Annotated in this window: 25 protein-coding genes; all 25 read right to left on the bottom strand. The window is 63.8% G+C overall.

Annotation, left to right across the window (positions count from 1 at the left end; genetic code table 11):
* Nucleotides 1–54: 54 nt before the first annotated feature.
* A complete protein-coding gene (locus CTR53_RS05955) occupies nucleotides 55–537 on the bottom strand; it encodes a hypothetical protein (RefSeq protein WP_290809977.1) in 483 nt (160 codons plus the stop codon).
* 153 nt (nucleotides 538–690) lie between these two features.
* Complete coding sequence (locus CTR53_RS05950) at nucleotides 691–1,692, bottom strand: dienelactone hydrolase family protein (RefSeq protein ID WP_290809975.1); 1,002 nt, start codon at nucleotides 1,690–1,692, stop codon at nucleotides 691–693.
* Nucleotides 1,689–3,173, bottom strand: a complete 1,485-nt coding sequence (gene glpK / locus CTR53_RS05945; RefSeq protein ID WP_290809973.1) for a glycerol kinase GlpK — start codon at nucleotides 3,171–3,173, stop codon at nucleotides 1,689–1,691. The genes CTR53_RS05950 and glpK overlap by 4 nt, the downstream gene beginning before the upstream one ends.
* Nucleotides 3,174–3,180: 7 nt before the next feature.
* Entirely contained in the window at nucleotides 3,181–3,426 is a 246-nt protein-coding gene (locus CTR53_RS05940; RefSeq protein WP_290809972.1) for a DUF1272 domain-containing protein, read from the bottom strand.
* A 3-nt stretch (nucleotides 3,427–3,429) separates the two neighbouring features.
* On the bottom strand, nucleotides 3,430–4,098 hold the full coding sequence (locus CTR53_RS05935; protein ID WP_290809970.1) for a bifunctional 4-hydroxy-2-oxoglutarate aldolase/2-dehydro-3-deoxy-phosphogluconate aldolase: 669 nt from the start codon (nucleotides 4,096–4,098) through the stop codon (nucleotides 3,430–3,432).
* Between the two features lie 74 nt (nucleotides 4,099–4,172).
* A complete protein-coding gene (locus tag CTR53_RS05930; RefSeq protein WP_290809968.1) occupies nucleotides 4,173–4,619 on the bottom strand; it encodes a nuclear transport factor 2 family protein in 447 nt (148 codons plus the stop codon).
* Nucleotides 4,620–4,693: 74 nt separating this feature from the next.
* Nucleotides 4,694–5,542, bottom strand: coding sequence for a helix-turn-helix transcriptional regulator (locus CTR53_RS05925; protein WP_290809966.1), 849 nt, complete (start codon nucleotides 5,540–5,542; stop codon nucleotides 4,694–4,696).
* 58 nt (nucleotides 5,543–5,600) lie between these two features.
* Entirely contained in the window at nucleotides 5,601–6,044 is a 444-nt protein-coding gene (locus tag CTR53_RS05920) for a DUF805 domain-containing protein (RefSeq protein ID WP_290809964.1), read from the bottom strand.
* Between the two features lie 3 nt (nucleotides 6,045–6,047).
* Nucleotides 6,048–6,662 carry an urease accessory protein UreG gene (ureG, locus tag CTR53_RS05915; protein ID WP_290809962.1) on the bottom strand — a complete coding sequence of 205 codons (615 nt, stop codon included), beginning with the start codon at nucleotides 6,660–6,662 and terminating at the stop codon, nucleotides 6,048–6,050.
* Entirely contained in the window at nucleotides 6,659–7,399 is a 741-nt protein-coding gene (locus tag CTR53_RS05910; protein WP_290809960.1) for an urease accessory protein UreF, read from the bottom strand. Before CTR53_RS05910 ends, ureG begins: the two co-directional genes overlap by 4 nt.
* The gene (locus CTR53_RS05905; RefSeq protein ID WP_290809958.1) at nucleotides 7,341–7,916 is read right to left on the bottom strand and encodes an urease accessory protein UreE; all 576 of its coding nucleotides are present in this window, start codon (nucleotides 7,914–7,916) and stop codon (nucleotides 7,341–7,343) included. The genes CTR53_RS05910 and CTR53_RS05905 overlap by 59 nt, the downstream gene beginning before the upstream one ends.
* Nucleotides 7,917–8,008: 92 nt before the next feature.
* The gene (ureC, locus tag CTR53_RS05900; RefSeq protein WP_290809956.1) at nucleotides 8,009–9,772 is read right to left on the bottom strand and encodes an urease subunit alpha; all 1,764 of its coding nucleotides are present in this window, start codon (nucleotides 9,770–9,772) and stop codon (nucleotides 8,009–8,011) included.
* A gap of 14 nt (nucleotides 9,773–9,786) precedes the next feature.
* Nucleotides 9,787–10,092 (bottom strand): urease subunit beta, encoded by a 306-nt coding sequence (locus CTR53_RS05895; protein WP_290809954.1) that lies wholly within the window; start codon nucleotides 10,090–10,092, stop codon nucleotides 9,787–9,789.
* 175 nt (nucleotides 10,093–10,267) lie between these two features.
* Nucleotides 10,268–10,570, bottom strand: coding sequence for an urease subunit gamma (locus CTR53_RS05890; RefSeq protein WP_290809951.1), 303 nt, complete (start codon nucleotides 10,568–10,570; stop codon nucleotides 10,268–10,270).
* 33 nt (nucleotides 10,571–10,603) lie between these two features.
* The gene (gene urtE / locus CTR53_RS05885) at nucleotides 10,604–11,299 is read right to left on the bottom strand and encodes an urea ABC transporter ATP-binding subunit UrtE (RefSeq protein ID WP_290809949.1); all 696 of its coding nucleotides are present in this window, start codon (nucleotides 11,297–11,299) and stop codon (nucleotides 10,604–10,606) included.
* A gap of 3 nt (nucleotides 11,300–11,302) precedes the next feature.
* A complete protein-coding gene (gene urtD / locus CTR53_RS05880) occupies nucleotides 11,303–12,049 on the bottom strand; it encodes an urea ABC transporter ATP-binding protein UrtD (RefSeq protein ID WP_290811638.1) in 747 nt (248 codons plus the stop codon).
* A gap of 77 nt (nucleotides 12,050–12,126) precedes the next feature.
* On the bottom strand, nucleotides 12,127–13,293 hold the full coding sequence (urtC, locus tag CTR53_RS05875) for an urea ABC transporter permease subunit UrtC (RefSeq protein WP_290809947.1): 1,167 nt from the start codon (nucleotides 13,291–13,293) through the stop codon (nucleotides 12,127–12,129).
* Complete coding sequence (gene urtB / locus CTR53_RS05870) at nucleotides 13,286–15,217, bottom strand: urea ABC transporter permease subunit UrtB (RefSeq protein ID WP_290809945.1); 1,932 nt, start codon at nucleotides 15,215–15,217, stop codon at nucleotides 13,286–13,288. The genes urtC and urtB overlap by 8 nt, the downstream gene beginning before the upstream one ends.
* 125 nt (nucleotides 15,218–15,342) lie before the next feature.
* A complete protein-coding gene (urtA, locus tag CTR53_RS05865) occupies nucleotides 15,343–16,635 on the bottom strand; it encodes an urea ABC transporter substrate-binding protein (RefSeq protein WP_290809943.1) in 1,293 nt (430 codons plus the stop codon).
* A gap of 305 nt (nucleotides 16,636–16,940) precedes the next feature.
* Nucleotides 16,941–17,804, bottom strand: coding sequence for an urease accessory protein UreD (locus tag CTR53_RS05860; RefSeq protein WP_290809942.1), 864 nt, complete (start codon nucleotides 17,802–17,804; stop codon nucleotides 16,941–16,943).
* Between the two features lie 212 nt (nucleotides 17,805–18,016).
* Complete coding sequence (locus CTR53_RS05855; protein ID WP_290809940.1) at nucleotides 18,017–18,859, bottom strand: sugar phosphate isomerase/epimerase; 843 nt, start codon at nucleotides 18,857–18,859, stop codon at nucleotides 18,017–18,019.
* A complete protein-coding gene (locus tag CTR53_RS05850) occupies nucleotides 18,856–20,019 on the bottom strand; it encodes a dihydrodipicolinate synthase family protein (protein WP_290809938.1) in 1,164 nt (387 codons plus the stop codon). Before CTR53_RS05850 ends, CTR53_RS05855 begins: the two co-directional genes overlap by 4 nt.
* Nucleotides 20,020–20,023: 4 nt before the next feature.
* A complete protein-coding gene (locus CTR53_RS05845) occupies nucleotides 20,024–21,178 on the bottom strand; it encodes a Gfo/Idh/MocA family oxidoreductase (RefSeq protein WP_290809936.1) in 1,155 nt (384 codons plus the stop codon).
* Nucleotides 21,179–21,194: 16 nt separating this feature from the next.
* Nucleotides 21,195–22,622 carry an enolase C-terminal domain-like protein gene (locus CTR53_RS05840; protein WP_290809934.1) on the bottom strand — a complete coding sequence of 476 codons (1,428 nt, stop codon included), beginning with the start codon at nucleotides 22,620–22,622 and terminating at the stop codon, nucleotides 21,195–21,197.
* Nucleotides 22,619–23,446: a sugar phosphate isomerase/epimerase gene (locus CTR53_RS05835; RefSeq protein ID WP_290809932.1), complete on the bottom strand. Its 828-nt coding sequence runs from the start codon at nucleotides 23,444–23,446 to the stop codon at nucleotides 22,619–22,621. The genes CTR53_RS05840 and CTR53_RS05835 overlap by 4 nt, the downstream gene beginning before the upstream one ends.
* Nucleotides 23,447–23,481: the final 35 nt, after the last annotated feature.

The raw sequence follows: 23,481 nt of genomic DNA, 5'->3' as shown, positions 1-23,481 counted from the left end.
CAGTTCCGTCCCGTTCGAGGCCTGTGACAGCCCGTTTCATCCCAATCCAGCCCGTTACGTCCCGTTAGAGCCCGTTTCGGCCAACATTTGCGCCGGTTTGCGGCGCGGCGCGGAGCGCGCAGCCTGGGCCAACTGCTCACCCGGCGTGGCCTGCTCCTGGTTTTGATTGATTTTTTCGCCCAGCCACTGCAGCAGGCGGGGATCCTGTTCCTGCACGGTGCGGCGGCGCATCTCGCGGGTCGCAGCATCGCCCAGCGCCGCGAAGCGCAGCCGGGCCGACAACAGCAGGCGGTCGGCGGCGCAGTCGATCCGGTGCCGGAATCTGGCCGAGCGGCGCAGGTTACGCAGAATGCGGTCCGGTTCGCATCCCAGCACTGCCGCCACGGCTTCGACAGTGCCGCCCTGGGCGATCAGCTCGGCGGCCTTGCCCCAGTCGACTTTCTTCCAGTGTTGGCGCGAGCCGGACTTCGCGGCCTTTTCCGGCGTGATGGCATCTGGATTGTTCAGGCCAATCAATGGCTTGGTCTGGTTCGTCATGATCTGCGCTCCTGCCGGGGGAAGTTTGCCGGCCAGCCTAGCAGAAACATAAGAACATTTAAAGTACAATATGATTATAAGCCTCACTCCACCCGTTATTGTCATGGCCGGGCTTGACCCGGCCATGACGGGGAGAAGGTACAGCACCAACGCTCAGCGCAGATGCTCGCGGAAAAAGCCGGTCCAGTGCGGCACGGCCACGAACCGGTCGCCGGTATAGCCGCTGTGGTAGCCGCCATAGCGGACGCATTTCGAGAAGGCGCCCCAGGTATCCTGCCCGGCGGTCACCGTGCCCGAATTCAGTTCGGTCACTTTGCCCCTGCCATCCGGGCCAGCCTCGACCAGCAGATTGCAGTTGGCGTAATGCGGACCGCTGCTGTTGCGCTGGCGGCGGTAGGGCGCATCGAAACTGTGGCCCACGCCGGGCAGCACGATAATCTTTGCCGCACCGCCGCGCCCGTTCATCCAGGGCACATATTGTTCGCAATAGCGGCTCGGCGTTTCATCGTCCTCGGCGCCGGTGATGAACAGGAAGGGCGTGGGCAGATAGGCATCGCGCGGCGCATGGCGCAGACCGCAATAGCCATACAGGCCGACCACGGCATCGGGCGGCTGCGCCGTGAACGGCTTGCCGTACAGACGCGTCACGTTGCGGTTGACGGTCTCATGGATCCATCTCTGCACCAGCGCGATCGCCGCGCCGCCGCCCTGCGACTCCCCGATGCTGCCGACTTTCGCGAAGCCGCGCTGACGCAGCCAGGCAACTGCGGTCAGGCTGTCGAAGGCCATGTTGAATTCGTTGCCGCCCTTCTGTGCTGCGGCGACATAGTCGTTGTGCGTCACGCCAATACCGCGAGGTGACCAGTGGTCGATCACCAGCGCGGCGAAACCGGCGGCGCGTGCCGCATCGGCATATTCGAACAGGCGCGAATCCAGCCCCTGAGACCCATGCGTGATCATCACGGCAGCCGTGGCGTTGGGTTGCGCGAAGAAATAGCCGGTGGCGTCCATGCGGTTGCAGATCACCGGCGCCCCGGTGCAGGCAACGCTCTGCCAGGTCACCTTCTCGCCATTCGTCGGCGCAGCGCGATTGCCGGTCGGCGTGACGCAGGCTGTCAGCAGCAGCGACAGCCCAAGCGTCAGCAGCAGTTTCATTTCGTCAACACGCGGCTCACGGCCTTCTGCCAGCCGGCATAGAGCTGCGCGCGGGTCGATGCATTCATGCGCGGCTCGAAGCGGCGTTCGCAATGCCAGCCATAAGCCACCGCATCCAGCCCGGCATAGACGCCGGTGGCGAGGCCCGCGAGATAGGCGGCGCCGAGCGCGGTGGTTTCGATCACGCGCGGGCGTTCGACCGCGACATCCAGCATGTCGGCGAGGAACTGGCAGAGCCAGTCATTCGCCACCATGCCGCCATCGACGCGGATCGCGGCCGGCGCCGGCGCGCCGTCGGCCTTCATCGCCGTGGTGAGATCGCGCGTCTGGTAGCCGACCGATTCCAGCGTGGCCCGCGCAATGTGAGCCCGCCCGGCATCGAGCGTGAGGCCGAGAATGGCGGCGCGCGCATCGGGATCCCAGTAAGGCGCGCCGAGGCCGACAAAAGCCGGCACCAGATAGACGCCGTGCGTCTCCGGCACCGTTGCCGCCAGCGTGGCGGTCTCGGCCGCGCCCTCGACGATCTTCAACCCGTCGCGCAGCCATTTCACGGCGGCGCCGGCGACAAAGATCGAGCCTTCCAGGGCGTAAGTCGTCTTGCCGTTCAGTCTGTAAGCCACCGTCGTGAGCAGGCGATTGGTCGACTGCACCGGTTTGTCGCCGATATTGACCAGCGCGAAACAGCCGGTGCCGTAGGTCGATTTCACCATGCCGGGCTGGAAGCAGGCCTGGCCGAAGGTGGCAGCCTGCTGGTCGCCGGCGATGCCGGTGACCGGCACCGCATGGCCGAGGATATCAACTGATGCGATACCGAATTCGCCGCTGCAATCCTTCACCTCGGGCAGCATCGCCGCCGGCACATTGAAAATTTTCAGCAGCACCTCATCCCATTGCTGCGACACGATATCGAACAGCATGGTGCGCGAGGCATTGGTGGCATCGGTGGCATGGACTTTCCCGCCGGTGAGGCGGAACAGGAGATAAGAGTCGATCGTGCCGAAGCAGAGCTCGCCTTTTTCAGCGCGAGACCGCGCACCGGGAACATTGTCGAGCAGCCAGGCGATCTTGGTGGCGGAGAAATAGCTGTCGATCAGCAGGCCGGTTTTCTGCTGCACGATGCCGCCGACGCCATCGGCGACTTTCTGGCGGCAGGTTTCCGCCGTGCGGCGATCCTGCCAGACGATGGCGCGATGGATCGGACGGCCTGAATCTCTTTCCCACACCACCGTCGTCTCGCGCTGGTTGGTGATGCCGATGCCGGCGATGTCGCTGCCACGCAGGCCGGCCTTGGCGACCGCTTCGCGCATCAGGCTCTGCACATCGCGCCAGATGTCCTCGGCATCATGCTCGACCCAGCCATCGGCCGGATAATGCTGGGTCAGTTCCTTCTGCGCGGTGGCAACTGGCAGACCAGACGCATCGAAGACGATGGCACGGCTGGAGGTGGTGCCCTGGTCGATGGCGAGGATGTAGTTCGGCATGGTCTGATTATTCCGCGGCGCAGCCTTCGGCCTTGAACACGCGTTTGGTGCTGGCCGGGAATTTCACCAGCTTGGACGCCGGACGGATCGGGCGGACCACCAGATTGCCGGTACAGTTCGGGCAACGGCCTTTCAGGGTGTTGTCGGCACAGTCGGCGCAGAAGGTGCATTCAAAGGTGCAGATGCGCGCCAGCTCTGACTCGGGCGGCAGGTCGCGGTTGCAGCATTCGCAGTTGGGACGCAGTTCGAGCATGACTTATTGTCCTTTCGCGATGGAGACGGCCTTTTTGGCGATGGCGGTGATGCCGGCCCAGTCATTCTTCTGCACCATCTCCTTCGGCGCCAGCCAGGAGCCGCCGGCGGCGAAGACATTGGGCAACGACGTATAGCTGCGCAGGTTGGCTTCGGTGACGCCGCCGGTCGGGCAGAATTTCATCTCGGGGAAAGGTCCGCCGAAGCCTTTCAGCGCGGCGACGCCGCCGGAAGATTCAGCTGGGAAGAATTTGGCGCGCAGGAAACCCTGCTCCATGGCGCGCATCACCTCGGACGCCGTCGCCACCGCCGGCAGATAGGGCAGGCCGGTATCCTTGGCGCAGTAATACAGCGCCTCGGTGGCGCCGGGCGAAATGACGAATTTCGCCCCCGCAAGCTGTGCGGCGGCGAACTGCGCCGGATTCAGTACTGTACCGGCGCCAACCACGGCCTCGGGTACTTCGGCGGCGATCCGCCGGATGGCATCCAGTGCGGCTGCCGAGCGCAAGGTGATTTCCAGCACCGGAATGCCGCCGGCCACCAGAGCTTTTGCCAGCGGTACCGCCGTGGCGGCATCTTCCACCACCAGCACCGGGATCACCGGGCTGCGGGTCAGGATGGCGTCCAGCGTGGCAGTACGCCCGGTCAGCTTGTCGGTGGCCTTGTCCGGCATGTGTCCTCCCTGATTTAAGGGAAGGATACGCGCGGGACACGGCCTGCTTCAAGCCATCCGCGCGGCCGTGGTGGTCACTCCTGCAGCCGGCCGCGATGGTAGCGGCGCACCACGGTATCGTCGGCCGGGAAGAAATCGGGCTGCATGCCGGTGATCATCGCCTGGATGCAGGACCAGCGGCCGTCCTCGCGCAAATACGTATCCGTGTAGATGCTCATGCCCGAGGTGGCGACGCCGTCGCGGCGGCGGGTGTAGCCGTTGCTGGCGCAGACCAGCGCCACGTCGCCGAAAATCTCGATCCGCTCGTCGCGATAATCCCAGTAGGTGATCACGTCAGGATCGAAGCCGGTGGCCCAGTAGGTCAGATAGGCGTCGCGTTCCAGCCGCTGGCCGGTCGGCATGATGCAGGTGAAGCGCGGATGGATGATCGAGGCCTGCGACGCCACATCGCAGGTGACGAAGTTATGGATGAACTGCGCATTGAGCCGGCGCAACGTGACGAGTGCGGTATCCTGCAGCATGACTTTCCCCATTCTTGCATTGCCTGGCTGCCTGTATCGGACATCGCGGGTCAATCCGGCAATTACGCGGGAGGTCAATCCAGCAGGGTAAACGCCGGTTCGGCCGTCAGCTTGCGCGCCAGCTGCGCGGTGATCTCGTCGGCCGGGAAAAAGCCTTCGAGCTTGATCTGCTGCAGGGTGATGTCGCGCGGCATGGCAAAGGTCGTCAGCGTGACGAAGAAGCTGAGCGCGTGCTTGCCGATGCGCAGCTGCATCGGCACGACGGGATGATCCATATGCGGGCTGGCGAAGGCCGCTGGCATGTCGGGGTAGCGCAGCAGGTCTTCGCGCAGTCTTGCGGCGGCATGACTGAGCCCCTGCGTCGCCTCGCGATGCAGCACCTGCAGATAGGCGGCGGTGAAATCATGCCAGTTCGGCATGAAGCGCCGCATGCCGCCGGGATGACACATCACATGCATCACATTCTGCGACAGTTCGGCCGGCACATTATAGAACGGCCGCAGCGCACCGAGGATGCGGGTGGCGGCATGGTTGCGATGGCGCAGGTTCCAGGCCTCATCCACCACCAGCGCCGGGAACGGCTCCTGCTGCGCCAGCATGAACTCCAGCGCCTGCTGCACATGGCCGAGCTGCGGCGCATCGAGCGGTGCCTCGCTGAACACCGGCGCGAAACCGGCGGCGATCAGCAGGGCATTCTGCGCCGCCAGCGGAATATCCAGCACGCTCGCCAGCAGCACCACCATCTCGCGGCTCGGCTGCGAACGGCCTTTTTCCAGAAAGCAGAGATGCCGCGTGGAAATGCCGGCCTCGGTGGCGAGGCCGAGCTGGCTCATGCGGCGTTCGTTGCGCCACTGCCGCAGCAGGTCGGGAAAGGCGGCGCGCGCGGTCCGCGCGGCCGGCGCGGAAACCAGCATGTCGTTCATGCCGGCAGCCTAGACCCGGCGGGTAAAGCCGACAATTACCTTTGAGGTCAATCCTGCTTTAAGGCAGCGGCTCCAGTGGGTCGGGGCCATACTTGTTAGGCCCAGGGGTGCCGAGGACAATGCACAGCCAGAGCAGGAACAGCCAAACAGCCGCAGTAACCGCAACAACAACTGTTGTCATTGCCACGCTCAGGTTCTCTAAGAAAATCAGTGGCTGAAAGACGATGCAGAGCGCCGCAACAACAAGCATGAGCCACCCCGGCCAACCCATATCACGACAACGCTGCGCCCCTGCAATCCAAATAACTGCATTGCCAAAAGCATATACAAGCAGTCCGGTCCCAGCGCCTATGACAACCCCCCATGTCGTAGTCGCGATATTCAGCAGCCCCATCAGAGCAACTGCCCAGCCTACAAGGCAAAAGAGTAAAAGCAGCGAATACGACTTGCGGTTCCTCCGCCCGGAAAGTCGGAAAAGATCGGAGAAAACCGGTTTCGACATCCGCTATTCCTTCAGCCCGCCGCTTTTCAGGATGAAGTCGGCGATCTCGGCGACGCCTTTTTCCGCTTTCAGGTTGGCGAAGATAAAGGGCCGTGCGCCGCGCATCTTTTTCGAGTCGCGGTCCATGACTTCAAGCGAAGCGCCCACGAGAGGCGCCAGGTCGATCTTGTTGATCACCAGCAGGTCCGAGCGCGTGATGCCCGGCCCGCCCTTGCGCGGAATCTTATCGCCGGCCGAGACGTCGATCACATAGATGGTGATGTCGGCCAGTTCGGGCGAAAACGTTGCAGCCAGATTGTCGCCACCGGATTCGACGAAGATCACGTCGAGGCCGGGGAATTTCTTCTGCATGTCGGCGACGGCGGCGAGGTTGATCGAGGCGTCTTCGCGAATGGCCGTATGCGGGCAACCACCGGTCTCGACGCCGGCGATGCGGTCCGGCGACAGCGCATTGGCGCGGGTGAGGAATTCGGCATCTTCCTTGGTGTAGATGTCGTTGGTGACGACGGCGATGTTCCAGTCATCGCGTAAGAAACGGCAGAGCCGTTCGACCAGCGCGGTCTTGCCGGAGCCAACGGGCCCGCCGATGCCGACGCGGAGCGGATTGGAGGAACTCATGAGCGGAACAGCCTCGTATACTGGGTTTCGTGCATCATAGAGGTGAGATCGACCATCGGCGAGGCCGTGCCGCAGTCTTCCACGGAACAGCCCAGCGCACAGGGCACAATACTGTCGACCACCGGCATCAGACTGCTGAGCGTGCGTTGCCCGTCGGTCTGGCCCAGCGGGATCAGGCGCACTGCGGCCGAGACCAGATTGGCGGCAAAGGCATGCAGATAGGCGGCCAGCACGGTTTCCACTGCGAGAGTGTGTGCGCCGGCGGCGACGCCGACGGCGATGCAGAGCGGCACCGGTTTGTCGGCACGCAGGGCGGCGAAGGCATCGAGTGCGGACGACTGGCCCCAGGCGGCACGGGTGACGGAGAGATACGAACCGCCCTGCTGCGTGCTTTCCAGCGCCATCTCGGCAGTGCCGCGCCAGGCGGCGGCGAGATCGGCCAGTTCATCCAGTTTCGTCAGATCGTCGCAGGCGGCATGCGCCTCTTTCAGCAGCACGGCATCGACCCAGCCGGCGCCATGGCGCAGGATATGGCCGATCCAGTCGCCAAGCGTGGCGGCATTCTTCACTCGGCCGGTTTCGACCGCGTATTCGACGCCATGGCTGTAGGAAAACGCGCCGATCGGATAGCTCGGCGAGAACCAGGCCAGCAGGCGGTAGAGATCAGTGGTCCCGATCTTAGTGGTCGTGGTCATGGTGATGATCGTGGTCATGATCGTGCGAGTGTCCGTGATCATGACTGTGGCTGTGGCCACCCTTCTGCTCGCCGCCTTTGCCGTAACGCGAGCCAAGGCCGTAAGGGTGCGAGGGATCGTGATTGTGCTGGCCGTAGGCGCCGCCCTCGGGATCGAAGGGTGCGTTCACCGCCTGCACCTGCGCACCCAGGCCCTTCAACATGTCGACAATCACATGGTCGTCGCCGATCAGGATGCGATCTGCGTGAATGGCAGCCGGAAGATGCCGGTTGCCGAGATGCCAGGCGAGCCGCGCCAATAGCTGCGGCGAGGCGGCGCGCACTTCCACCAATGGTTCGATGGCAGCCCGCACCTCGATATAACCGCCGCTCTCCAGCTTCAGCCCGTCGCCATGCCGCAGCACGGTGGCTTCGGTCAGGTCGAGCAGGAAGCTGGTACCGTCGTCGGCGATGAGCCGGATGCGGCGGCGATGCCGGTCATGATGCGCCAGGGTGACGACGGCCTTGCGCTCAGGCGCAGGCCAGCGGCCGGACGATACGACTGAGGTTGCTTTCAGCATTCCCACTTACTCCTCTCGTCGTCCCCGCGAAAGCGGGGACCCAGAACAACGGCATGACTGGGTTCCCGCTTACGCGGGAACGACGATACCTGTCAAAACAGAAAGTACCGCTGCGCCATCGGCAGCACTTTCGCCGGCTCGCAGGTCAGCAGCTGGCCATCGGCGCGCACCACATAGGTCTCCGGATCGACCTCGATCTTCGGCATGTAGTTGTTATGCACCATGTCCTTCTTGGTCACGGTGCGGCAGCCCTTCACGGCAACGAGCGACCGCTGCAGGCCATATGTCTGCGCAATGCCGCTGTCGATGCCGGCCTGGCTGGCGAACAGCAGGCTGGACTGGATGCCGTTGCGACCGAAGGCGGCGAACATCGGGCGGTAATGCACCGGCTGCGGCGTCGGGATCGAGGCATTGGGATCGCCCATCGGCGCCGCCGCGATGCTGCCGCCCTTCAGCACCATATCGGGCTTCACGCCGAAGAAGGCCGGCGACCAGATCACCAGATCGGCGAATTTGCCGGGCTCGACCGAACCGATCTCATGCGCCACGCCATGGCTGAGCGCCGGATTGATGGTGTATTTCGCCACATAGCGTTTGGCGCGGAAATTGTCGTTGTCGCCTTTTTCCTCGGGCAGTCGGCCGCGCTGCTTCTTCATCTTGTCGGCGGTCTGCCAGGTGCGGATGATCACCTCGCCGACGCGGCCCATCGCCTGGCTGTCGGACGACATCATCGAAAAGGCGCCGAGATCGTGCAGGATATCTTCGGCGGCAATCGTCTCGCGCCGGATGCGGCTGTCGGCGAAGGCGACGTCTTCCGGAATGCGTGCATCGAGATGGTGGCAGACCATCAGCATGTCGAGATGCTCGTCCACAGTATTCACCGTGTAGGGCATGGTCGGATTGGTCGAGGACGGAAGTACGTTTGCCAGTCCGGCAACCTGAATAATATCCGGCGCATGGCCGCCGCCGGCGCCTTCGGTGTGGAAGGCATGAATGGTGCGATGTCTGAAGGCCGCAATCGTGTCCTCGACAAAACCGCTTTCGTTCAGCGTATCGGTATGGATCGCCACCTGGATATCGTGCGCTTCCGCCACATTCAGGCAGTTGTCGATCGCCGCGGGAGTCGTGCCCCAGTCCTCGTGCAGCTTGAGGCCGCAGACGCCGGCGGCGACCTGCTCGACCAGGCCGTCAGGTTTCGCTGCGTTGCCCTTGCCGAGGAAGCCGATATTCATCGGGAAGGCCTCAGCCGCCTGCATCATGCGCATGATGTGGAACGGCCCCGGCGTGCAGGTGGTGGCCGAAGTGCCGGCCGCCGGTCCGGTGCCGCCGCCCATCATGGTGGTGACGCCGGAACACAGCGCCTCTTCGATCTGCTGCGGGCAGATAAAATGGATATGCGCGTCGAAACCGCCAGCGGTGACGATCTTGCCCTCACCCGCGATGGCTTCCGTGCCCGGACCGATGATGATGTCGATGCCGGACTGGATATCGGGATTGCCGGCCTTGCCGATAGCTGCGATACGCCCGTTCTTGAGGCCGATATCGGCTTTCACGATACCCCAGTGATCGAGGATCAGCGCATTGGTGATCACGGTATCGACCGCGCCGGCCGCATTGGTCACCTGGCTCTGGCCCATGCCGTCGCGGATCACCTTGCCGCCGCCGAATTTCACTTCCTCGCCGTAGAGCGGCGTGTTGGCGGAATAACCGCCCTCGCCAGCCTTCGCCGTGGGCGGGCTGGCGGTGAAATCCTTCTCCACCTCGATAATGATGTCGGTATCGGCCAGCCGCACCTTGTCACCCACGGTGGGGCCGTACATGCCGGCATAGGCCTTGCGGGGAATGCGGTTCGCCATCTCTACAGTCCCTCTTACAGCTTGCCCATCACATCGGCACGGAAGCCGTAGACTTCGCGCTTGCCGGCGAACGACACCAGATTGACGCTGCGGGTCTGGCCCGGCTCGAAACGCACCGCCGTGCCGGCCGGAATATCCAGCCGCATGCCGCGGGCCTTGTCGCGGTCGAAACGCAGCGCCGGATTGGTCTCGAAGAAATGATAGTGGCTGCCGACCTGGATCGGCCGGTCGCCGGTATTGGCGATTTCCAGCGTCACGGTCGGCCGGCCGGCATTCAGTTCGATCTCGCCGTCGGGGGTGATGATTTCACCGGGGATCATTGCGCACCTCTTCCACCCTTACTGTCATGGCCGGGCTCGACCCGGCCATCCACGTGCGAGGGTTCTGCGGAACGGTTCCAGTCCGGGACAGACAGTAAGGCGTGGATGGCCGGGTCAAGCCCGGCCATGACACAGAAAGAGACAGAGAGAGAATGTGACGACACCATCATTCCCATCACCGGATCGGATTGTGCACGGTCACCAGCTTGGTGCCGTCCGGGAAGGTGGCCTCGACCTGGATCTCGTGGATCATTTCAGGAATCCCGTCCATCACCTGCGCCCGGCTGATCACACTGGCGCCGGCCTGCATCAGGTCGGCGACCGAGCGGCCGTCGCGCGCGCCTTCCACGACAAAGTCGGTGATCAGCGCGATGGCTTCCGGGTGATTGAGCTTCACGCCGCGTTCCAGCCGCCGACGCGCGACGACGGCCGCCATGGCGACCAGCAGCTTGTCTTTTTCCCGGGGCGTCAGATTCATGACCGCTCCCCTCCCCCAGCTAAAACGGCGATGTCAGACGGTAAGATAGCGGCGGACGTCGTCGGCATCCAGCCGGGAGGCATCGCCTTCGACCACCACCTCACCGCGCTGCAGCAGGATGAACTGGTCGGCGAGCGCCCGGGCGAAGTCGAAATACTGCTCGACCAGCACGATGGCCATGGTGCCGCGGTTGGCCAGATCCCGGATCACCCGCCCGATATCCTTGATGATGGAGGGCTGGATGCCCTCGGTCGGCTCGTCCAGCAGCAGCAGCCGGGGTCGCGTGACCAGGGCCCGCGCAATCGCCAGCTGCTGCTGCTGACCGCCCGAGAGATCGCCGCCGCGCCGGTTGCGCATTTCGTGCAGCACCGGAAACAGGGCATAGATATCGTCCTCGATCTTGCGCTCGCCTCTGGGGAGCGGCGCCAGACCGGTTTCGAGGTTCTCGTAAACCGTCAGGCGCGGGAAAATCTCGCGGCCCTGCGGCACCATGGCAATGCCGCGTTTCGCCCGCTCATGCGGCTTCAGCGCAGTGATGTCCTGGCCTTCCCACATGATGCTTCCTGAGCGCACCGTCTGCAGGCCGACCAGTGCACGCATCAGCGAGGTCTTGCCCACGCCGTTGCGACCCAGAATGCAGGTGATCTTGCCGATTTCAGCGTTGACCCCAACATCGCGCAAGGCATGGCTGGCGCCGTAGTAAAGATTGAGATTCTGCGCAGCTAACATTGTTCAGCGCCCCAGATAGACTTCGATGACACGGGGATCGTTCTGCACGTGATCCACCGTGCCTTCCGACAGCACGCTGCCTTCATGCAGCACGGTAACGCGCGCGCCAAGATCGCGCACGAATTCCATGTCGTGTTCGACGACCACCAGGGTGCGCTCGCCCTTCAGCGTCAGGATCAGTTCGGCGGTCTGTTTGGTCTCCGCATCGGTCATGCCGGCGACCGGTTCATCCAGCAGAATGAGTTGTGTGTCCTGCACCAGCAGCATGCCGATTTCGAGCCACTGCTTCTGGCCATGGCTGAGCGAGCCGGCGATGTCTTCCACCCTGGTTTCCAGGCCGACGGTATCCAGCGCCCAGACAATGCGATCCAGCGCTTCGGAATTGAGTCGGCCGGCCAGCGTCTTCCAGGCGCCGCGCGCCGATTTCAGCGCCAGTTCGAAATTCTCGAAGACCGTGAGATTCTCGAACACGGTGGGCTTCTGGAATTTGCGGCCGATGCCGAGATTGGCAATCGCCACTTCATCCAGTTTGGTCAGATCGATACGGCCGGCGAACAGAACTTCACCGGAATCGGGCTTGGTCTTGCCGGTGATGATATCCATCATCGTGGTCTTGCCGGCGCCATTGGGTCCGATGATGGTACGAAGTTCTCCGGGCGCCACCATCAGCGCGAGATTGTTGATCGCCCTGAAGCCGTCAAAGGACACACTGACGCCGTCCAGATACAGCTGGGTATCCGAGACACGCACCTTGTCGATCACGTCGGGCGCGAGGCCGGCGGTGGCAGGCTGCAGCAGCGGCGAGGGCGCGGGCATGGCGGGGCGCATCACTCGGCTCCCTTTTCGGCTGCGGCTTTGTCGCTCAGCGCAAAGGCCTTTTTCTCGTCGCGCCAGGCCCGGAATTGCCCGACGAGGCCGACGATGCCTTTCGGGAACAGCAGGGTGGAGGCAATGAACAGGCCGCCCAGCACAAACAGCCAGAGTTCGGGTGCGGCACCGGTGAGCCAGGTTTTCACCAGGTTGATCGCCACGCCACCGAGGATGGCGCCATAGAGCGTGCCGCGGCCGCCGACCGCGACCCAGATCGCGACCTCAATGGAATTGGCCGGCGAGAATTCGCCGGGGTTGATGATGCCGACCTGCGGCACATAGAGCGCCCCGGCGACACCGGCGAGCAGGGCCGACAGCACGAAGGCGAACAGCTTGGCCGAAGTCGGCGAATACCCGAGGAAGCGCACGCGGCTTTCGGCGTCGCGCACCGCCAGCAGCACGCGGCCGAGTTTCGACTGCGTCACAAAGCGGCAGAGCAGGAAGCACAGCCCAAGCGCGATCACCGAAGCGACATACAGGCCGAGGCGCGTATCCTGCGACTGGATCGGGAAGCCGAGGATGTCCTTGAAATCGGTCAGGCCGTTATTGCCGCCGAAGCCCATATCGTTGCGGAAAAACGCGAGCAGCAGGGCGAAGGTCATCGCCTGGGTGACGATGGAGATATAGACGCCGGTGACACGGCTGCGGAAAGCGAACCAGCCCAGCACCAGTGCCAGAATCCCCGGCGCCAGCAGCACCATCAGCATGGCAAAGGGGAAACTGTCGAAGCCCGCCCAGTACCAGGGCAGTTCCTTCCAGTTCAGGAAGACCATGAAATCGGGCAGCTCGGGATGACCATAGACGCCGCGCGTGCCGATCTGGCGCATCAGATACATGCCCATGGCATAGCCGCCGAGCGCGAAGAAGGCGCCATGGCCGAGACTGAGGATGCCGGCATAGCCCCAGACCAGATCGAGGCTGAGCGCCAGGATGGCGTAGCAGGCATATTTGCCGAGCAGCGGAATCAGGTAGTCCGACAGATGCAGCAGGCTGCCGCGCGCCGGCAGCATATTGAGCAGCGGCACCAGCACGATCAGCACGAAGCCGATGGCGAGGAATGCGGCCCAGCCTTTGCGATCCAGCAGCGGGCGGGGTTTGGCGAGAGTCTCCAGTTTCTCACGCATCCGCAGACCTCCCCTTGGCCGCGAACAGCCCGCGCGGGCGTTTCTGGATGAACAGGATGATGCAGACCAGCACCACCACCTTGCCCAGTACCGCGCCGGCCACCGGTTCGAGGATCTTGTTGACGACGCCGAGCGTGAGCGCGCCCACGAGAGTCCCCATCAGGCTGCCGACGCCGCCGAAAACGACCACAAGGAAGCTGTCGACGATGTAGAGGGTGCCGAGATTGGGCGAAACATTGCCGATCTGGCTGAGCGCCACGCCGGCCATGCCGGCAATGCCAGAGCCGAGCGCAAAGGTCATGGCATCGATGCGCGCGGTGGGAATCCCCATCACGGCGGCCATCTGGCGGTTCTGCGTCACGGCACGCATGTGCAGGCCAAAGGCGGTGCGCTTGAGGATCAGCGCGATCAGGCCCAGCACCAGGAAACAGAAGATGATGATGTAAACCCGATTCCATGTCACAGATAAACCGCCCGCCACGTCGATGGCACCGGTCATCCAGGATGGATTGGCGACTTCCTTGTTGGTGGCGCCGAAGATGCTGCGCACCGCCTGCTGCAGGCAGAGGCTGACGCCCCAGGTTGCCAGCATGGTTTCCAGCGGCCGGCCATAGAGGAAGCGGATCACGCCGCGTTCGATCACGACACCGACGGCAGCCGCGATCAGGAAGGCCACGGGGAGCGCCACGATCAGGTAGGCGCCGATCCAGCCGGGTGGCAGCAGGGCGCGAAACAGCTCCTGCGTGACATAGGCCGAATAGGCGCCGAGCATGATCATCTCGCCATGCGCCATGTTGATCACGCCCATCACGCCAAACGTGATGGCGAGACCGACGGCGGCGAGCAGCAGCACCGAGCCGAGCGAAATGCCCTGCACGAAGTTCTCGACATAGGAATACAGCGTGATCTTGGTCTGCATCCGGTCGAAAGCCTTGACCAGCGCGGCCTTCACATCGGCATCCGGTTCCTGGTTGAGACGCGCCTGCAGCAGCGCCCGCACGCGCAGATCGGAGGCCGCGCCCAGCACGGCGATGGCATCGAGCCGCTTGACCTTGTCGGGATGCGCGATCTCAGCGGCCGCCAGGCTGAGCGCCATGATGCGCTTCACGCCGTCCACTGTTTCGCGGCCATAGGCGTCACGCAGCAGGGCAACGGCCTCCGGCGTGGCATTGTCGAGCAGCGCATTGGCGGCGATCTGTCGCGCAGCCGGATCGGCACTGCTTAAGCCCAGCCGACCGACGGCCTCGCGCAGCACGTTGCGCAGGTTGTTGTTGACGAACAGCGGGTCCAGCGTGCCGGGCGATACTGCCCCGAGCGCGCGGCCATCCAGCGGCGAGGTCAGCGCCAGATCATTACCGCTCGGCGCGCCGATCACCATCAACCCGTCGGACTTGCGCAGGAACAGCCGGCCATCGGCCAGCGCGCGAAAGACCGCAATGGCACGCACATCGCCCAGATCGGTCAGCGCCTCGATGGCCTTGCCCTTGTCGGCAAAGCTGTCGCTTTTCAGGCCGTTCAGCGCGGTGGTGAAATCGACCGGACCGCTGCTGGCGGCAGGCACCGCACCGGCCAGCAGGCTTTTGACATCGTCGGAGACGGCAATGACCTGCAGCTCTTCCGGCTTGGCCATGTCCTCGATCTCGCCGGTGGCGGCATTGGTGACGACGATCAGCGCGCCATCCGTCTCGCCGATTACCACGGCACCGTCAGACAGGCGTGTGTAGAGATTGCCGGCGGCGAGTGCTGCGAGCGCGGCTTTCGCCTTGTCATCGCCGCTTTGCGTCAGCGCCGCGATGGCGGGTTTGGGGTCGCTGTCGGTGAGGCCGGACAGCGTGGCGGCCAGATCCTGCGCGGCAGACGGGCGCACGAAGGCAACCAGTGCCAGCATCAGGACGACCAGCAGAATGGGCAGAAAGCGTTGCATGGGTTCGATGACCGCTGCGATTTTTATGACAAGGACGGAACGGATTTTTTGTTGGGCGCTCCAATCCCCTTCCCGTGCAGCTGCGCCGCGCAGGAAGGGGTCGGATGCCATTTACGCTTACGCTTTTAGTTGGTGAGAGCCGCGTATTTCGGCATCTCGCAGTTGCCGCAGACCCAGGGGAAGGTCCAGTCGGCCGTCAGCTTGGCGCTTTCCGGGATGAACTTCGACCAGGCGTCGGCCTTCACCGGACCCTTGGTCTGCCACACGGTGTTGAACTGGCCGTCCGGACGGATCTCGCCGATCAGCACCGGCTTGGACAGGTGATGGTTGGTGTTCATCACGGCGGTGAAGCCCGAGGGAGCCTTCACCTTCTGGCCATACATCGCCTGACGCACGGCATCCACGTTGGTGCTGCCGGCCTGCGCGACAGCCTGGGCCCACATCTTGAAGCCGATATAGGTGGCTTCCATCGGATCGTTGGTGACGCGCTTGTCGTTCTTGATGAAGGTCTTCCACTGCTTGATGAAGGCATCGTTGGTGGGGTTCTTCACCGACTGGAAGTAGTTCCAGGCGGCCAGATGGCCGACCAGATTCTTGGTGTCGATGCCGGCGAGTTCTTCTTCGCCGACCGAGAAGGCGACCACCGGGATGTCGGAGGCCTTGATGCCGGCATTCGCCAGTTCCTTGTAGAACGGCACATTGGCGTCGCCGTTGATGGTCGAGACCACGGCGGTCTTCTTGCCCGCCGAGCCGAACTTCTTGATGTCGGCCACGATGGTCTGCCAGTCGGAATGACCGAACGGCGTGTAGCTGATCATGATGTCTTCCTGCTTGACGCCCTTGGACTTCAGGAAGGCTTCCAGAATCTTGTTGGTGGTGCGCGGATAGACGTAATCGGTGCCAGCCAGCACCCAGCGCTTCACTTCGCCGCCTTCCTTGCTCATCAGGTATTCGACGGCGGGAATGGCCTGTTGGTTCGGCGCGGCGCCGGTGTAGAACACGTTCTTCGAGCTTTCCTCGCCCTCATACTGGACGGGGTAGAACAGCATGCTGTTGAGTTCTTCGAAGACCGGCAGCACCGACTTGCGGCTCACCGAGGTCCAGCAGCCGAACACGACCGCGACTTTTTCCTTCGAGATCAGCTCGCGCGCCTTTTCGGCGAACAGCGGCCAGTTGGAGGCCGGATCGACCACGACCGCCTCAAGCTTCTTGCCGAGCAGGCCGCCCTTCTTGTTCACATCGTCCACCATCATCAGGACGGTGTCCTTCAGGGTGGTCTCCGAAATCGCCATGGTGCCCGACAGGGAGTGCAGAACGCCGACCTTGATCGTGTCCTGCGCCAGGGCCGGCGCACTGCCGACGGCGACTGCGCCCAGCATGGCGCCTGCCGCGGCCATCGTCCGCATAAACTTGGTCATTGAGACTTCCTCTCCTGCTTGGGCCGAGCCCCCCAGGCCGGCCTGACAGGAAAGGAATGGCAAGGAGCGTGCCAAGCGGACCATGGCGTCACGACAAGCCCCTTATGCGCAGGTAATTCACTGATTCCGCGCTGCAATAAGGCAACCCCCGCGGTTATCCACCGGGACAATTCAAACTTGAGCCGAGACACAATCGTGGCGGGCCGCTGCGCTTTATTTGGGCATCTACCTCTTAAAAAAACGGCAGCGCATAAAATATGGGCAGAGGTTTACGCCCATACAAAGGCCAGATGACTCAAATTGAGTCAGAACCTCCAGAGCCGCGGCATCATCGGCCGCAGACCAAGGCCGGGCCGCAATGCCGACCACAGGCGCGCGAACTGCCGGCGCAGCCGCGCGGCATCGGCATCCAGCAGGCGTACCAGCAGCAGGCCGTCGATCACCGTGGCGCCCCAGGTAGAGTTCTCGGCGCAGCCCGCGTCGTGATCTTCCAGCGCTCGTAGCCGGTCGCGCGCACCGGCGGCGTCCGGTCCCTGATAGAGGATCACGGCCTGCGCCGTCGCACCGGCAAAGCCGGCGGGATGGTCCAGCGTGGCGAGCGTGTCGCCGTCCAGACGCGTGGCATCGGTCCAGAGCAGGCGACCGTCGCGCCGGACCTGCCAGCGGTCGAACAAGCCGCCGGAGGCGAAGCGTTCGCCGCGCGCGATACGCCCAAACACCGTGATGTCGCCAGCCAGCAGGCGGCTGTCGGCTTTCAGGGAGACCGAAATGCGGCGCTCCAGCCGGGCACCGTCGAACAGGATCATTTCCTGCGGCAGCCATTCCAGCGCGGCATCGGCCGCAACATCGAGCGTGAGATCGAGCGCGGCGGCACTGTCGTCGGGCGAACGGTAGATCTTCTCGGCGGCCTGCGGCGTGCAGAGTGCCGTGGCGCCCTGCTCCACCGCGACCGACAGCTTCAGCCGGTCGCCACCGGTGAGGCCGCCGGCGGTGGTGATCAGCACGGCGGTGATCGGCTCGCCCGGATCGGGCGACGGCAGCAAAGCGCGGCAGGGATCGGACTGGTAGAGATCGGCCAGACGCGTGACGCCACCGCCGTCCTCTGCGGCAAAACGCAGGGTGAGCGCGCCGTTCGCGCGCTGCAGGCGCTGAACCGGCGCCGCCGTCATCTCTCCACCCTCCAAACGAAACGGGGCCCCATCATGGATGGAGCCCCGCAGGTAAAGCAAGGAACCAGACCTCACTTCCGTCATACCCGCGCCCGGCGGCTTTGCCGCCTTACATATACTGTCGCGCAAAGCGCGACGTGCTGGTATCCCATTTCCTTTTTTATAGTGCAGGTAAAAATGGGCCCCCGGGTCAAGCCCGGGGTGACGCTGCACTATATGACAGTGGCATGCCGCTCGATGCAGGTCTTCAACACCGCATCGGCATCCTTCTTCCACCAGTTGTTGGTCGACATGATCTCGACCTCGCAGAAGCCGTCATAACCGACGCCTTCGACCATGGCGCGAATCGCCGGAATGTCGATCACGCCATCGCCCATCATGCCGCGATCCAGCAGCAGGTCAGTGGTCGGCACCAGCCAGTCGCAAACGTGGAAAGCCAGCACGCGCTTGCTGGCGCGCTGGATCTGCGCCGCAAGAGTCGGGTCCCACCAGACATGATAGACATCGACGGCGACACCGAGGTGGCGGTCGTTCGCGCCGGAACCGAGTGCATCGCAGATATCGAGCGCCTGCGCCACGGTGTTCACGCAGGCACGGTCGGCCGCATACATCGGATGCAACGGCTCTATGGCGAGCGGCACATTGGCAGCGCGCGCATGTTCCAGCACGGCGGCGATGCCGTCCTGCACCTGCTGTCTGGCCCCCGCGAGGTCGCGAGACCCGGCCGGCATGCCACCCACCACCAGCACCAGGCACTGGGCATTCAACGCGGCCGCGTCATCAATCGCGCGCTTGTTGTCCTCGATCGCCGCCTGACGCCCGGCAGCATCGGCAGCCGGGAACATGCCGCCGCGGCAGAGTCCGGTCACGGTGAGGCCAACCTTGCGGATATGCTTCGCGGCCTTGGCCGTGGTGTAGTCCGCCAGCTTGTCGCGCCAGGGCGAGATGCCGGTGATGCCGTGGCGTGCGCAACCCTCGATACACTGCTGCAGCGACCATTGCTCCCTCACCGTGGCGGTGTTGAGCGAGAGCGGGCCGGGTTTACGCTGGCTCATGCGGCAATCCCGTGCGTCGCCAGCACCGCCTTCATGCGGCTGGCGGCGCGATCCGGATCGCTGAGCAACCCGGCCGCATCGGCCAGACGGAACAGTTCGGCCAGATGCTGGGCCGAACGCGTGCTCTGCTGGCCGCCGACCATGACGAAGTGATCCTGATGGCCATTGAGATAGGCCATGAAGACCACGCCAGTCTTGTAGAAGCGCGTCGGTGTCTTGAAGATATGGCGCGACAGCGGCACGGTCGGCGCGAGCAGGTCGTGGAAGGTCTTCTCGTCGCCGCGCGTCAGCGCGCCGAGCGCCGCCGAAGCCGCCGGCGCGATGGCATCGAAAATGCCGAGCAGCGCGTCGGAATAGCCTTCGGAATCGCCAGCGATCAGTTCGGCATAGTTGAAGTCGTCGCCGGTATACATGCGCACACCTTTCGGCAACTTGCGGCGCATGAGAATTTCCTTGTCCTTGTCCAGCAAGGAAATCTTGATGCCGTCGACCTTGGCCGCATTGGCCCTGATCACATCGAGGCAGGTGTCCATCGCCTTGAGATGGTCGCCATTGCCCCAGTAGCCGGTGAGTGCCGGATCGAACATCTCGCCGAGCCAGTGCAGGATCACCGGCTGCTTCACCTGACTGAGGATACGGTTGTAGACCTTCGCGTAATCGTCCGGCGATTTGGCCGCGGCGGTGAGCGCGCGGCTCGCCATCAGGATGATGCGGCCACCGAGCTTCTCGATGGCGCCGCACTGTTCCTCATAGGCCGCGATCACCTTGTCGATGGTGACATCCGGCCCCGGCGCCAGATGATCGGTGCCGGCACCCGACGCCACCGTGGCGCCCGGCACGTCCTTCGCCGCATCGAGCGAGCGACGCACCAGTTCCAGCGCATCCTTCCAGTCGAGGCCCATGCCGCGCTGCGCGGTATCCATGGCTTCCGCCACGCCGAAGCCGAGCGACCAGAGATGTTTCCTAAACGCAATCGTGCGATCCCAGTCGATGGCAGGGGTCAGCCAGGGATCGTGATCGGCCAGCGTATCCGCCACCACATGCGCCGCCGCATAAGCGACGCGGCTGAACGGCGGCTTGGCCGCAGGAAACGCCTTGGGCTGTTTCAGCGTATAGGGCGCCAGCTTGCCGGCGCCGGCAGGCAGGTTGAGCGTCGTCATGTGGTTACGCCTTCAATTCCGGCAGGTCGATCCAGCGGCGTTCCTTCCAGCTCTTCAGGCCAGCTTCGGCGAGCTGCACGCCCTTGGCGCCTTCGAGCAGCGTCCACTTGAACGGCTCGTTGTCGACCAGATGGCGGATATACATTTCCCACTGGGCGCGGAAACCATTCATGTAGACCTGGTTGTCGGGGACTTCCTGCCAGGTGTCGAAGAAGTCGATGGTCTGCGGCACATCGGGGTTCCACACCGGCTTCGGCGTGTTGACGCGGGCCTGGGTGCGGCAGCTGGTCAGGCCGGCGACCGCCGAACCCAGCGTGCCGTCGACATGGAAGGTGACGAGATCGTCGCGGCGCACGCGCGTGACCCAGGAGGAGTTGATCTGCGCGATCACGCCGCTCTTGAGTTGGAAGGTGGCGTAGGCCGCGTCATCGGCATCGGCCTTGTACGGCTTGCCGTTCTCGTCCCAGCGTTTCTTGATATGCGTCGCGCCGAGGCAGGACACGCTCTCGACTTCGCCGAACAGGTTGTCGAGCACGTAGCGCCAATGGCACAGCATGTCGAGGATGATGCCGCCGCCGTCCTTGTAGCGGTAGTTCCAGCTGGGACGCTGCGCCTGCTGCCAGTCGCCCTCGAAAACCCAGTAGCCGAACTCGCCACGCACCGAGAGGATTTCGCCGAAGAAGCCGCTGTCGATCAGCATCTTGATCTTCTGCAGGCCGGGCAGGAACAGCTTATCCTGCACCACGCCATGCTTGACCTTGTACTTCTTGGCGGCCTTCACCAGGTCGAGCGCGACCGAGAGCTTCTCGGCAGTCGGCTTCTCGCAGTAGATGTCCTTGCCGGCAGCCATCGCCTTTTTCAGCAGGCCGGCGCGCGCCTGGGTGGTGGCGGCATCGAAGAACAGCGTGTCGTCCTTGTTCTTCAGCGCCGCATCTAGATCGTCGGTATAGCGTTCGATGCCGTGCGCCTTGGCCAGACGCGCCACCTTGTCGAGGTTGCGGCCGACCAGGATCGGATCTGGCATCACCCGGCGGCCGTTCTTCAGCACCACGCCGCCATCCTTGCGGATCGCGCAGATCGAACGGATCAGATGCTGGTTCATGCCCATGCGTCCGGTGACGCCGTTCATGATGATGCCGAGACGGATATCCTTGCTCATTCTGTTCTGTCCTTATTCAAGAATTCAAAGTCAGGGGGGCAAGATTGCCCCAATCTGGTTCGGCCCCAGACCCGAAGGCCGTGGCGTCCATGATGCTGCGCAGGTCGAGATTGCCGCTGCGGATATTGAGTCGCACGCGGCCGCTCTTTACATCGCGGTGATAGAGGTCTGGATGGGCGGCAAGGAATGCGTCCTGCTCCGCCTGCGGTGCCGTGCCGAAGCCATCGACGTAATGATGGCCGTTACGCTCGACATCGCCGAGACCCAGGGCCGCCACCAGGGCGAGATCCTGCTGCACGGCAAGACCGGCCTGGCAGGTCAGATCCTCGCCGGTCACAAAGTAACCGTTACCCCAATGCGAACACCGCGCCGCATTAAGGATGGCGCGATAGACGCCCTTGCAGGTTTTCGACGAGATGCCGCGATAACCCAACTCGCGCGCCTTGGGGAAGACGTCGTAATCGGCATCCGATTCGTCGACGATCAATGGAATCTCGGCCGAGAGTTTCTCCACCGGCTGGGCCAATGCGGCAGCACGCTTGATCGGCTGCTCGATGTAAATGATCGAGGAGATCAGCCGGCGCAGTGCGCGGTCGTCCTTCATCGCCGCCCAGAGCGCGGCGATGCCGTTGACATCGTCATACTGCTCGTTGCCATCCAGGCTGGCGCGATAGGGCTCGCTCGACTGATCGAGTACAGCTGCAATCCCCTGCAGGCGCGCCAGATCGTTTTCGACATTGCCGCCGACCTTGAGCTTGAACCAGCGATGGCCGTATTGCGCCACCGCGCCCTCCAGGCTTTCCGGCAGGCCGTCGTTCAGTCGCGGTGCAGCGACATCGCTTTCACGCAGCGGATCGATCAGGCCGACGGTATGCCGCGCGGCAATAGAACGCCCGGCTTTCAGCCCGCCGAGCCAGTTGTCGAGATCGAAACCGGCAAGATCCGGCGTGAGCGTCGCAGCTTCGATACCGAACTGGTTTTTGCCCAGCAAGGCCACGAAGGGCACACCACGTAAGCGACAGAGCGCGTCGATCACGGCGCGATCCAGCAGCGCCGCGCCATAGGAGACCACCAGCGCATTCAGTCCCTCGCCCGCGCCCTGCTGCACCAGGGTGGCATGATGGGCGGCGGAATGGCCGAAAGCGGTGCGCGGCGTGGAATCGGCGGCGTAAGCATTCACGGCATTGAGCAGGCTGCGACGCAATTGATCGAAATTCTGCTCATTGGAGAGTGCGGGATTCTTGTCGAACCATTTCGGCGCCATCAGTTCGGCCGCCGAACCCCAGGCGCTGCGGCCATCGGGTAGCGTGATACGCAGGCGCGCATAGGCCTGCGGCGCATGGGTGAGCGTCACCACGCCGAAGCGGAAGGGCAGCCGCAGCGTGACCGGCCGTTCAAACAGCTGGATATCGCCGATGGCAAAGGCGGGCGCTTCGGCCTTCATGCCGCCGCTCCCAGCAGATTGCGCAAGTATCGGATCGAATGCGCGGCGACGCCGGGGCCATCGGGTTCGTAGACGAAGGGCTCGACGCCGAGATCGCCGCCATAGCCATGCTGCCTCAACGCGGCGATGATCGGCACGAAATCCATCTCACCCTGGCCGGGGCCCTTGCGGTTCGGGTCGTTGACCTGCACATGCGCGATCAGACCGCTGGGCAGCCATTGCGAGATCAGTTCAGCTACGCTTTGCTCTTCCGCCAGGCCGGCGGCGCTGCAGTCGATCATGGTGCGGAAGCTGTTGCTGCCGATGCCTTCCACCACGCCGATCGCCTCGGCCACCGTGTTGATGAAGTTGGTCTCGCGGCGCGACAGCGGCTCGACGCAGTAGATCACGCCGGCCTTCTCGGCGGCGCGGGCGGCATAGCGGAAAGCTTCGAGCGCATAGCCCTTGGCGGCATGGATGTCGCGGTCGGGCAGCTGGCGCTGCGCGGGCGAGCCATGCACCAGATAGGCACCGCCCAGATCGGCGCAGAGATCGCACAGGCCCTGCATCATCTCGCGGGTGCGACGGCGCACCGCCGGATCGGTCTCGGTGATGGACAGCCCCTTGGGCGTGACCAGCAACCAGTGCAGGCCGGTGACGGCGAGCCCGGCCTCTTCCACCGCGCGGCGGATCACCTTGCGCTCGGCTGCGGTCAGCGACAGCGGATCGTCGCTTAGCGTGAAGGGCGCGATCTCCAGCCCGTCATAGCCCAGTTCCGCCGCCAGCGCGCATTGCGCGGCAAACGGCAGGGGGCTGAGAACTTCATTGCAGAGCGAGATGCGCATCGTCAGCTAGTCCGTAAAGTAACTAGTCAGTTACT

Origin of the sequence: Ferrovibrio sp. (assembly GCF_002796975.1) — a bacterium.
Taxonomy (GTDB): Bacteria; Pseudomonadota; Alphaproteobacteria; order Ferrovibrionales; family Ferrovibrionaceae; genus Ferrovibrio.
The sequence above is the reverse complement of the archived record's forward strand: the minus strand, read 5'-3'. Positions and strand labels throughout refer to the sequence as shown.

Bases quoted from the DNA above. Each gene is read 5' to 3' on its own strand.
- ureG (WP_290809962.1), bottom strand. From the start codon at position 6,662: ATGAGTTCCTCCAATCCGCTCCGCGTCGGCATCGGCGGGCCCGTTGGC.
- urtC (WP_290809947.1), bottom strand. From the start codon at position 13,293: ATGCGTGAGAAACTGGAGACTCTCGCCAAACCCCGCCCGCTGCTGGAT.
- CTR53_RS05840 (WP_290809934.1), bottom strand. From the start codon at position 22,622: ATGAAGGCCGAAGCGCCCGCCTTTGCCATCGGCGATATCCAGCTGTTT.
- CTR53_RS05845 (WP_290809936.1), bottom strand. From the start codon at position 21,178: ATGAGCAAGGATATCCGTCTCGGCATCATCATGAACGGCGTCACCGGA.
- urtA (WP_290809943.1), bottom strand. From the start codon at position 16,635: ATGACCAAGTTTATGCGGACGATGGCCGCGGCAGGCGCCATGCTGGGC.
- CTR53_RS05895 (WP_290809954.1), bottom strand. From the start codon at position 10,092: ATGATCCCCGGTGAAATCATCACCCCCGACGGCGAGATCGAACTGAAT.
- CTR53_RS05890 (WP_290809951.1), bottom strand. From the start codon at position 10,570: ATGAATCTGACGCCCCGGGAAAAAGACAAGCTGCTGGTCGCCATGGCG.
- CTR53_RS05955 (WP_290809977.1), bottom strand. From the start codon at position 537: ATGACGAACCAGACCAAGCCATTGATTGGCCTGAACAATCCAGATGCC.
- CTR53_RS05925 (WP_290809966.1), bottom strand. From the start codon at position 5,542: ATGAACGACATGCTGGTTTCCGCGCCGGCCGCGCGGACCGCGCGCGCC.
- urtE (WP_290809949.1), bottom strand. From the start codon at position 11,299: ATGTTAGCTGCGCAGAATCTCAATCTTTACTACGGCGCCAGCCATGCC.
- CTR53_RS05930 (WP_290809968.1), bottom strand. From the start codon at position 4,619: ATGCTGCAGGATACCGCACTCGTCACGTTGCGCCGGCTCAATGCGCAG.
- CTR53_RS05910 (WP_290809960.1), bottom strand. From the start codon at position 7,399: ATGATCACGGACACTCGCACGATCATGACCACGATCATCACCATGACC.
- CTR53_RS05855 (WP_290809940.1), bottom strand. From the start codon at position 18,859: ATGAGCCAGCGTAAACCCGGCCCGCTCTCGCTCAACACCGCCACGGTG.
- CTR53_RS05835 (WP_290809932.1), bottom strand. From the start codon at position 23,446: ATGCGCATCTCGCTCTGCAATGAAGTTCTCAGCCCCCTGCCGTTTGCC.
- CTR53_RS05850 (WP_290809938.1), bottom strand. From the start codon at position 20,019: ATGACGACGCTCAACCTGCCTGCCGGCGCCGGCAAGCTGGCGCCCTAT.
- CTR53_RS05940 (WP_290809972.1), bottom strand. From the start codon at position 3,426: ATGCTCGAACTGCGTCCCAACTGCGAATGCTGCAACCGCGACCTGCCG.
- CTR53_RS05860 (WP_290809942.1), bottom strand. From the start codon at position 17,804: ATGACGGCGGCGCCGGTTCAGCGCCTGCAGCGCGCGAACGGCGCGCTC.
- CTR53_RS05920 (WP_290809964.1), bottom strand. From the start codon at position 6,044: ATGTCGAAACCGGTTTTCTCCGATCTTTTCCGACTTTCCGGGCGGAGG.
- CTR53_RS05935 (WP_290809970.1), bottom strand. From the start codon at position 4,098: ATGCCGGACAAGGCCACCGACAAGCTGACCGGGCGTACTGCCACGCTG.
- urtB (WP_290809945.1), bottom strand. From the start codon at position 15,217: ATGCAACGCTTTCTGCCCATTCTGCTGGTCGTCCTGATGCTGGCACTG.
- CTR53_RS05950 (WP_290809975.1), bottom strand. From the start codon at position 1,692: ATGAAACTGCTGCTGACGCTTGGGCTGTCGCTGCTGCTGACAGCCTGC.
- CTR53_RS05905 (WP_290809958.1), bottom strand. From the start codon at position 7,916: ATGCTGAAAGCAACCTCAGTCGTATCGTCCGGCCGCTGGCCTGCGCCT.
- ureC (WP_290809956.1), bottom strand. From the start codon at position 9,772: ATGGCGAACCGCATTCCCCGCAAGGCCTATGCCGGCATGTACGGCCCC.
- glpK (WP_290809973.1), bottom strand. From the start codon at position 3,173: ATGCCGAACTACATCCTCGCCATCGACCAGGGCACCACCTCCAGCCGT.